This window comes from Aquiflexum sp. (assembly GCF_041749095.1).
Classification (GTDB): Bacteria; Bacteroidota; Bacteroidia; order Cytophagales; family Cyclobacteriaceae; genus Aquiflexum.
Genome location: NZ_JBGTCA010000198.1, coordinates 1 through 9,641 on the forward strand (window position 1 = coordinate 1; position 9,641 = coordinate 9,641).

Genomic DNA, 9,641 nt, shown 5'->3' on the forward strand with positions numbered 1-9,641 from the left:
GAGTATGTTTTCGATCAATATCCTTCTGATGATTCCTATGAATTCGTTGAAATGAATCTTGTAAATGAAGATGCCCTTCCAAAAATCTCTGATTTCGCAGTTTGGAATGCTGATGGAGATTATACAGATGAAATTCTGACAGGGAAAATGGCAGTGGTATTGGTGACCAATATGAGCAAGCTCAATACTTCTTATTTGGATGAGATCGATGCCATGATAGCAGGATTGAAAGGAACTGATATCATGCCGTTATTGGTCGCTGCATCCTCAGAGGATGAAATAGGATGGTTGATAGGTTCAAGGGCATGGGGGATCGAAGGATATCAAGGAGATGCTACAGTTATCAAAACCATCATGAGGTCTAATCCCGGAATCTTGTTATTGGATCAAGGAGTAGTTCTGAAAAAATATCATTTTAGAAATACACCTACATCTGAAGAAATCAAGCGCTTGTTTGGGCGATGAGAACACCATTGAAAATAGTTTTGGTCGGTATGCCCGGTTCAGGTAAATCTACCTTTGGCAAAAAGCTTGCGCAGCAGCTTAAATTTGTCTTTGTGGATCTCGACCAAGTAATAGAAAAAGAAACCGGTAAATCTATCGGAAAGATTTTTGAGGAAGAAGGAGAGGGGAAATTTAGGGACTTGGAGAGTTTTTATCTGGAAAAAAGCCTAGGAAGAATTGGAGGTTTTATTTTGGCAACAGGTGGTGGAACCCCTTGTTTCAATGACAACATGGATTTGATCAATCGGGAATCAGTTTCCATTTTTCTGGATGTTTCTTTAAGTGAGTTATATCTCAGGCTGCATAAGGGCCAATTAGGTAAAAGACCACTGTTTGCAGGATTGGATGAAGGGGAAATCATCCTAAAATTAAAAAATCTTCAGTCGGAAAGAGAAAGTTACTATCGACAGGCAAAAATAATGCTCAGTGGTGATGATATCTCCACTGAGCATTTGATATCTGAAATAATGACCTACTTTAGAAATTAAATCCTACGGTCAATGCACCGGTAGTGATTTGGTGTCTTATTTCTGTGAATGGACCAAAATTAACGCCTCCATCAATAATAGGATAGGAATTATACAATTGATCAAAATAGCTTGCAGAAAGCGCAAAATCTATATAGATTTTTTTCAGCCTTGCCCCAACACCGCCGGAGAATTGCTGTGTGCTTCGGTCAAAAGTACTGTTCATAAAAGGATCTCCATAATAGCTGTATCCCCCTCTAAATCTCCAAATATCAAGTCTGAACTCAGCACCTGCCCTATAATTAAAGGTGGTCCCAAACAACCGTTGGATCTCTTGATTATCACCTGTCGGATTAAAATCTCTGGAATTGATTCTGCTGGCACTGTAGTCTAAGTAATCTACATCAGCAGTGATAAAACCATTCTTGCCTATGAAAAAGGTTGCTCCACCACTTAATCTCAGCGGCGTGTTAAGGTTATACCTACCCATTACAATTGGTGTACTTGCTTCTTCTCTTCCCAATGTTATATTTTCAGGTTCAAAAAAGTAATTATCAAATTCATTCACCATTCTTGCTTCATACCTTTCATTGAAAGTGTACCATGTCGGTGACTGGAAATTCAGACCTAAATTTATTTGATCTATTGGTTTATAGATTACACCCAGATTGATATTCGCTCCAAAACCTGATACATTTAAGAATTCATCTATGGTAGAAGTAATCAAAGGTTCATCAAAAAATTCTTCTCCATAGGTTTTTCTTGAAGTGTAATTTACTGAGGTAAGTCCTAGCCCTCCACCTACAAAGATCTTGTTATAGAAATTAGCACCATAGGAAACTGTTGTCTGACTTGTTCTGCCTTCTGTGACCACAGATTCATCCTGGAATGGAAAACCAATCACAAACGAATCATATTCTGTGGGGTCATTTATTGGGTTCCCACTTGCATCTTCGGTAATAGGGTTGATCAAAAAAGTGTTGTATGCCAACCCGGTCAACCCAAAATTCTCAATTTGGCTTTCACGGATTCCATTTGCCTCTTGAAGAAAGAAATCGATTATAGAGGTTTCCCCTTCGAAATCTGAAAAATAACCAAATTGACTGTTAAAATGATTTGACCTATTAAAACTGATACCAAAAGATCCTCCTCGAAACGCACCTGTAGTTAGAGGACCCTTTGGATTACTGATAACCAAACTCAGGTTAGGAATTGCAAAATTCCCTGTCCTGTCCTCCTGTATTTGATCCAAATAGTTTGATTCAGTCACCCACGTGCCAAATGAGGGTGTGATGCTGAATTCGGACCTTCTAAAAAAACCAAGGCCTGCAGGGTTTGTATGAATGTTGGAAATATCACCTCCCAGCGACATTTGTGCACCACCCAATCCAATGATCCTTGCTGAACCGGTAGACCTGAATTGACTGAACCTTAAAGCATCTTCAAAATAGCCAATTTGGGCATTAGAAGTTCCGAGAGTAATTGCAGATAGTACAAAAGCACTAAAGAATATCTTTTTTACTGAAATCATATGATAGTTAGAATAATTAAGCGATGATAGCTAATCATAATCAAATTTTTTGCCAAACACCATACAGATTAAAGGCTAAAAAAAAAGGGGAATTAATTTCCCCTTCCCCCTCTAGAACCTCCGGAGCTCATTCCACCTCCACGGCTTCCTCCTCCCATGCTACTACCACCTCTACTTGGCGAACTCATAGCAGGTGAAGAACTTCTGCTTGGTGCAGACATCGTATTTCTCGAAGGAGAAGACATGTTTCTGGAAGGAACAGTTCTATTCATATTTGTATTTCCCCGGTTGTAAGAAGGATTACCTGTCCCTCTAGTCCCTTGAGTACTTCTGTTGTTATAGCTAGGCGATGTGGTACCCCTATTGGTATTGCCGTAAGTAGTACCTCTTGTATTACCTGTACGGGTATTGTAATTCGGTGATGCATTATTTACACCAGTTCTGCTACTTGGTCTTGTAGCTGCTGCAGAACCAACATTTCTGGTACCTGTTGCTGCAGAATTGGCTACTCTGCTATTGGTTCTAGCATTGTAATAATCATTTTGAGATCTTCCGAAATCACGACCTGTAGCTCTTGATGTAGATCCCACACTTCTACCTGAATTAACAGCATCTCTTCTTGCGGCTCTTGTAGAAGCAGGATAATTTACTCCAGGTCTGTTGCCACCTGTAGCTAGACTTGAACCTCTTCCAGGTCTGGCACCTCTGACAACCTGACGGCCACCTTCACCGCCCCATCCGATTCCGGGAGCTCCCCATCCCATTCCGGGATGCATTCCCCAACCATACATTCCGCCACCCATGTAAGGGTTCATCCAAGGGTTACCCCACATTCCGCCAAATCCCATTCCCATTCCCATATTCCAACCCCACATAGAATTCCAGCCCATTCCCATTCCAAAACGGGGACGCATGCCCCAACCCATTCCCATCATAGGCATACCCATGCCCCAGAAAGGATCATACATTCCCATCATAGGCATTCCCCAGCCCATTCCATACATTGGCATACCCCAACCCATTCCATACATTGGCATACCCCAACCCATTCCCATCATTGATCCAAATCCGAATCCAAGATTGAAATTCATTCGGTTATTATTGAATCCCTGACCGGGAAGTCCGGCTCCACTGCCGTAATAATTATTATATACATTGACATTTCCCTCTTGTTGACCCTCTGCTTCGTCAAAGTAAACAGTGCCTGTATCTCTGGAATTACTTTCGGACTGATATTTGGCTAAATATTCAGGATTGACGTTTCTTGCGGAAAAATTTTCTTGTTCAAATTGCGTAGCATCAACATCGTTCAAAGACTGAAAATTTTGAGGATTGTTGTTAGAAACAGCAAATTCGGTGGCAATTTGCGCATCTGATGCCATGAAATAGAGGTCATCGGATTCTCCGCCTCTCATGGCATTGTAGCTGGTACTGCAGGATGACAGTATTAGGATGGCTCCAGCTCCGAGGGTCAATATGTTATTGAGGTTTTTCATTTGTTTGGTTTTTACTATTTAGTCTTATATACGAGGCAAGTATCAGAGGGTTATAATATTTTGGTTTATATTTGCCCCCTACAGTAATTAGCGAAGATAATTAGATTTTTGATTTCAACAAAGTCACTATGAGTAAAGGATTGCCGAAAAGGAGTGAAGACTACTCTTTGTGGTATAATGAATTGGTTAAAAAAGCAGATTTAGCTGAAAATTCTCCTGTAAGGGGGTGTATGGTCATCAAGCCATATGGATATTCCATCTGGGAAAAAATGCAGGCCCAATTGGACAAAATGTTCAAAGAAACAGGACATGTTAATGCTTACTTCCCCTTATTTATTCCCAAATCCTATTTATCAAAAGAAGCTACCCATGTAGAAGGTTTTGCCAAAGAATGTGCAGTTGTAACACATTACAGGTTGAAAAATTCGGAAGATGGGAAAGGGGTCGTTGTTGATCCTGATGCCAAACTTGAGGAAGAACTTATCGTGAGACCTACCTCTGAAACGGTGATCTGGAGTACTTACAAAAATTGGATTCAATCTTACAGGGACCTACCACTTTTGGTCAATCAATGGGCAAATGTCGTGAGATGGGAAATGAGAACGCGGTTGTTTTTGAGAACCACTGAATTCCTTTGGCAGGAAGGACATACCGCCCATTCCTCCAAAGAAGAGGCAATTGCTGAAACTGTCCAAATGATGAATATCTATGCTCAGTTTGCTGAGGAGCATATGGCTTTGCCCGTTGTCAGGGGAGTGAAAAGTGAAAATGAAAGATTTGCGGGAGCAGAGGATACCTATTGTATTGAAGCAATGATGCAGGATGGGAAAGCCTTGCAGGCGGGTACTTCACATTTCTTGGGACAAAATTTCGCCAAAGCTTTTGATGTTAAGTTTGCAACGAAAGAAGGTGGATTGGAATATGTTTGGGGTACTTCATGGGGAGCCAGTACCAGATTGATGGGAGCATTGATTATGGCCCACTCAGACGACAATGGATTGGTCTTGCCGCCTAAACTTGCACCGATTCAAGTGGTCATAGTTCCCATCTATAAAACTGAAGAAGAACTGTCCAAGATCTCAGAAAAAACAAACGAAATCATGATTAAACTGAGATCCAAAGGAATTTCAGTGAAATTTGACAACAGAGATACCTACAAGCCTGGATGGAAATTTGCGGAATATGAACTGAAAGGAGTTCCTGTCAGAATTGCAATGGGGCCAAGGGATTTGGAAAATAATTCTGTTGAGATAGCTAGAAGAGATACCTTGACCAAAGAAACCGTTAACCTTAGTGAAATTGTGATTGAAGAATATATCAGCAGATTGATGGATACCATTCAAGATACTATATATACTAAAGCTTTGAATTTCAGAGAGGAAATGACCACTGAAGTCAATACATGGGAAGAATTTGAAAAATTGATTGAAGAGAAGGGAGGTTTCCTTTCGGCCCATTGGGATGGAACTAATGAAACTGAGGAAAAAATCAAAGAATTGACCAAAGCCACAATCCGGTGCATTCCTTTGGAAAGAAAAGAAGAATCAGGGAAGTGTATTTTAAGCGGTAACCCATCAAAAGGAAGAGTATATTTTGCACGGGCTTATTGATTTGTTAAAATCAACTTATTTCCCTTTTCAAAAGCCTTTCATGAATTTGTGGAAGGCTTTTATTTTACTTTGAAAAAATATTCATCCCACTGATTTTTCTACTCCGGAAAAACTGACTATTTTCAAAAAAAATATCCTTATGACCTGGCTTATTTTATGCAGCCTTTTAGCAATTGGACTAATTCTGGTAATTACGGAAATACTCTTTGTCCCCGGAACAACTTTGGTTGGGATTATTGGACTTATCGTAACAATAGGGGGTATCTATTTTGCTTTTATTTCCTTTGAATCACAAACGGCCTGGATTATTGTGGGGCTTACCCTTTTACTTAACTTCTCGGTTTTATTTTATGGCTTTCGTTCAGGTGTATGGAAAAAATTCGCTTTGAAAGAATCAATTACGAGTAGGGCATTTGATAACAGACTTTTGGGACTTGAAATCGGCATGGAGGGAAAAGCTGTTTCAGACTTAAAGCCTATAGGCAAAGCAGAATTTATAGAACGGATTTTTGAAGTGAAATCCAATTCCGGATTAATTCCTGTCGGTTCAAAAGTTATTATTACTAAATTGGAAAACAATACTATCATCGTAAACAATTAAATCATGGAAATGACCAATTCGGCTTTTATTTTATTTTCAGCGTTTGCCGCACTGATATTGCTTTTTATATTCCTTTATTTTGTCCCGGTAAACCTGTGGATAACGGCTGTATTCTCTAATGTTAAAGTAGGGATAGGGGAACTGATAGGGATGAGAATCAGGAAAGTTCCTCCAAGTGTTATTGTAAATTCTATGATCACTGCTACAAAGGCAGGTCTGAACCTAACCACCAATGACCTGGAAACCCATTATTTGGCTGGAGGCAATGTTCCCAATGTCATCAGGGCATTGATCTCTGCCGATAAAGCCAATATCACTCTGAGTTTTAAGCAAGCTACTGCAATTGACCTGGCCGGTCGGGATGTCTTCGAAGCAGTGCAGATTTCGGTAAATCCCAAAGTAATCAATACTCCAAATGTAGCAGCGGTTGCTGCTGATGGTATTCAATTGATTGCTAAAGCGAGGGTAACCGTGAGGGCCAATATTGCCCAATTGGTTGGAGGTGCGGGTGAGGAAACTATCTTGGCCCGGGTGGGAGAAGGTATTGTTACTTCCATAGGTTCCGCCCAAAATCATAAAAGTGTCCTTGAAAACCCTGATAAAATTTCCAAATTAGTACTGGAAAGGGGGTTGGATGCAGGTACAGCATTTGAAATATTGTCCATTGATATTGCGGATATTGATGTAGGGACCAACATTGGTGCGAAACTACAAATAGATCAGGCCTCAGCTGATTTGAAAGTAGCAGAGGCTAAAGCTGAAGAAAGAAGGGCCATGGCGGTTGCATTGGAACAGGAAATGAAAGCAAGAACTGTCGAAATGAGGGCTACAGTAATTGCCGCGGAAGCAGAAATTCCCAAAGCTATTTCTGAAGCTTTCAGAAATGGTAAACTCGGTGTGATGGATTATTACAGAATGGAAAATATCCAATCAGATACAGAAATGAGATCTTCCATAGCAGGCACAGATTCGGGAAGTGGGAAAGAAGGAGGAAAGGGTAAGTTAGGTGATAAATAGTAACTTTGGCGTTTGCCAATTAATGAGGAAAATATAAAACCAAAATTCCCTGTAACACTACAGGAAATTTTGGTTTTTTTGATGCTTATTCTCCCCGTTTCTTTTTTGGGATAGGTTCCTTTATTTCAGTTTCTGAAGGAAAGAATTGATATTGATCCTCTGCCAATATTTGATTGGATGCCAAATCAAAAATGATACTCTTATAATATATAGGAAGGAGATAATCTCCGTTTTCATCAATGATTCCGTACTTATTTCCCATCCTGACAAGTATCCTATTGAGGTCTTCCCTTCTAAGTTCCTGAAATTTAGGCCCAACGATTTCTTTGCCATCCGGGGCGATCAATCCAAATAAATTGTTGTTTTCGGATATATAATAATTCTCAACTCCCAATGTAATTCTATCATACCAGTTTATCAAAAGGATATTTCCAGAATGGTCAATAAGATTATATTTTCCGTTTTTCTTAACTGTCGCCAGTTTGTTATTAAAATCAGATACTTGTTCGAATCCTGATGAGGTGAGTTTTATGCCTGCTTTATTTATGAAATCCCATTCACCGTTTATTTTTACAGCGGCCAATCCTTCCCTAAAGTTTCTGACTTCCTGATATATGTTTTCTATCACCCATTTTCCTGATTGGTCAATAAAACCGAATAAGTTAGAATTCTTTGCCGGGAATAGTGATTCGTTGCCCGGAAATATAGATTCAATATTCCCAAGTACAGGTTTGATTAGCCACCCATCGGAGCCTAACAGGCCAATTCTATTATCTTTCAAAAGAACATTGAATTGCTTTTGACCTACACTGAATACCTTTTCCATTCCGGTTTGATCCAATAATATCCCATCATTTTTCATAACTCTCCTAAGTTTTCCATGGATAAACTCAAGCATCAATCCATCTTCAAGGGTTATTTTATGATACGAAGTATAAGTAATGTCAACTTTTCCTTGTCTCCCTCGGATCAACATATATTGATTTCCATCATAAGCATAAAAATAATTATCCTCCACATGGGCAATGTGATCGATGATAGGTTGCAGCACATAATCCCCATCTCTATTGATCAGGCCAAATCCTGAGTTTTCTTTGGAAATCAAAAAATTGTCACAGACATCCATTAGATCCAAATACAAATGCTCCGGAGTTTTTGAAAGTGGCAGAAAAAATCTCTGATCTTTATTGGCAATTAACTGACCATTTCTCGCCATGATTACATTATCGAAATTTCCGAGTAACGAGGTTTTTCTTGAGGAATGATCGTATAGCCAATATTGGTTTCCTTTTTTGGCCAATACACGTGTGTAAAAAGACTGGACTTCATCATATTCAGCCAAAAAAATTTCTTCTCCATATTCATGAAATACTCCCTTACCTTTGGGTCCTTCGGTGATGATCCATGGCTGATTGTAGCCAATGACTGTTTCTGCCTTCAGGTTGACAAAAGGTCTATATTCTTTACTAAGTAGTTTTAATTCCTTGTTTGATGAACTTATCCGCACTGCTTCACCGAGTATGCTGATTTGGTCATATTCCACACGCGATTTAAGCTTAAAATTTTGATCAAAAACCTCATAGGTCTGCGCTGAAATATCATTGAAAGGCAAAAACAAAATCAGGGTACACACAAATTTTGCTGCCCAATTTGGGGGGATATTCATCATTTATTGGTTCAGGGAGTAAATAAAAAGCATTGGAGTGAGAATTCAAGCACCTTGTCCATTTTTGTTGGTGAACAATATTGTTTATTGTTTTTTTGATGAATGCTTCCGAACTCAGGAGTAAAGAATGATGATTCAAATTGGCTATTCGTCATTGCGAGAAGCACATCATTTTGTTGATGTTTAGAATTGGAATGACATCAGGTTACCCTCTAGGCAGTCGTCATTCTGAGGCACGAAGAATCTCTAGAGGTCCTATTTATGTTTGTTATACATTTTTTGATCCTCGAGAGACCCTTCCTTACAGGGTTACGGCTGCTCCGATTTTGTCATTGGTAGGAGCACTTCATTAATCCAACATTACTATGAAGAGTTTTCGTACGACGTGGCAATCTCCGAGTCAGAATATTAGTTGATGGCTTTTTAATAAATCAACCTTTAAAATACACCTATTAATTTTTTTAAAAAAACTTGGCTTGTTTTACTCGAGTTAAAATATGATTATTAAAACCAGCTACTTCTACAAGGAATGACAATAAACTAATTTAAAGGCTGGTTGATATTGAATTCATGCCATCTTCGGTCTTCCGACTTCGTCCCGATAGCTATCAACGAATTTATTATAGGTATTTTTCTTACATATTATCTTTTCAAATTCAGTTCCTGATTGAATAAATGCCATGCTACAGTAATTTTATTTATGGCGGTAAAAATTTCTTAATAATCAATTTTAAGAAGAAAAAATCATC

The 9,641-nt window shown here is 39.1% G+C and carries 7 protein-coding genes and 1 pseudogene; 5 read left to right on the plus strand and 3 right to left on the minus strand.

The window, feature by feature from the left end; translation table 11 throughout:
• Positions 1 to 465: pseudogene (locus ACEW8O_RS09610) on the plus strand (DoxX family protein); the annotation flags it as partial.
• Positions 462 to 992: a shikimate kinase gene (locus tag ACEW8O_RS09615; RefSeq protein ID WP_373494414.1), complete on the plus strand. Its 531-nt coding sequence runs from the start codon at positions 462 to 464 to the stop codon at positions 990 to 992. The pseudogene ACEW8O_RS09610 and the gene ACEW8O_RS09615, both read left to right, overlap by 4 nt.
• Here ACEW8O_RS09615 and ACEW8O_RS09620 read toward each other — a convergent pair.
• Both ACEW8O_RS09620 and ACEW8O_RS09625 read right to left on the minus strand, forming a co-directional pair.
• The gene (locus ACEW8O_RS09620) at positions 982 to 2,502 is read right to left on the minus strand and encodes an OmpP1/FadL family transporter (RefSeq protein ID WP_373494415.1); all 1,521 of its coding nucleotides are present in this window, start codon (positions 2,500 to 2,502) and stop codon (positions 982 to 984) included. The genes ACEW8O_RS09615 and ACEW8O_RS09620 overlap by 11 nt on opposite strands.
• 92 nt (positions 2,503 to 2,594) lie before the next feature.
• On the minus strand, positions 2,595 to 3,998 hold the full coding sequence (locus ACEW8O_RS09625) for a hypothetical protein (protein WP_373494416.1): 1,404 nt from the start codon (positions 3,996 to 3,998) through the stop codon (positions 2,595 to 2,597).
• A gap of 128 nt (positions 3,999 to 4,126) precedes the next feature.
• Between ACEW8O_RS09625 and proS the strand changes: the two genes are divergently transcribed.
• From proS to floA, 3 genes are all read left to right on the plus strand, one after another.
• Positions 4,127 to 5,608 carry a proline--tRNA ligase gene (gene proS / locus ACEW8O_RS09630; RefSeq protein ID WP_373494417.1) on the plus strand — a complete coding sequence of 494 codons (1,482 nt, stop codon included), beginning with the start codon at positions 4,127 to 4,129 and terminating at the stop codon, positions 5,606 to 5,608.
• 139 nt (positions 5,609 to 5,747) lie between these two features.
• Entirely contained in the window at positions 5,748 to 6,209 is a 462-nt protein-coding gene (locus tag ACEW8O_RS09635; protein WP_373494418.1) for an NfeD family protein, read from the plus strand.
• Between the two features lie 3 nt (positions 6,210 to 6,212).
• Positions 6,213 to 7,226: a flotillin-like protein FloA gene (gene floA, locus ACEW8O_RS09640; RefSeq protein WP_373494419.1), complete on the plus strand. Its 1,014-nt coding sequence runs from the start codon at positions 6,213 to 6,215 to the stop codon at positions 7,224 to 7,226.
• 85 nt (positions 7,227 to 7,311) lie between these two features.
• Here the strand turns inward: floA and ACEW8O_RS09645 are convergent, their stop codons facing one another.
• A complete protein-coding gene (locus tag ACEW8O_RS09645) occupies positions 7,312 to 8,892 on the minus strand; it encodes a WG repeat-containing protein (RefSeq protein ID WP_373494420.1) in 1,581 nt (526 codons plus the stop codon).
• Positions 8,893 to 9,641: the final 749 nt, after the last annotated feature.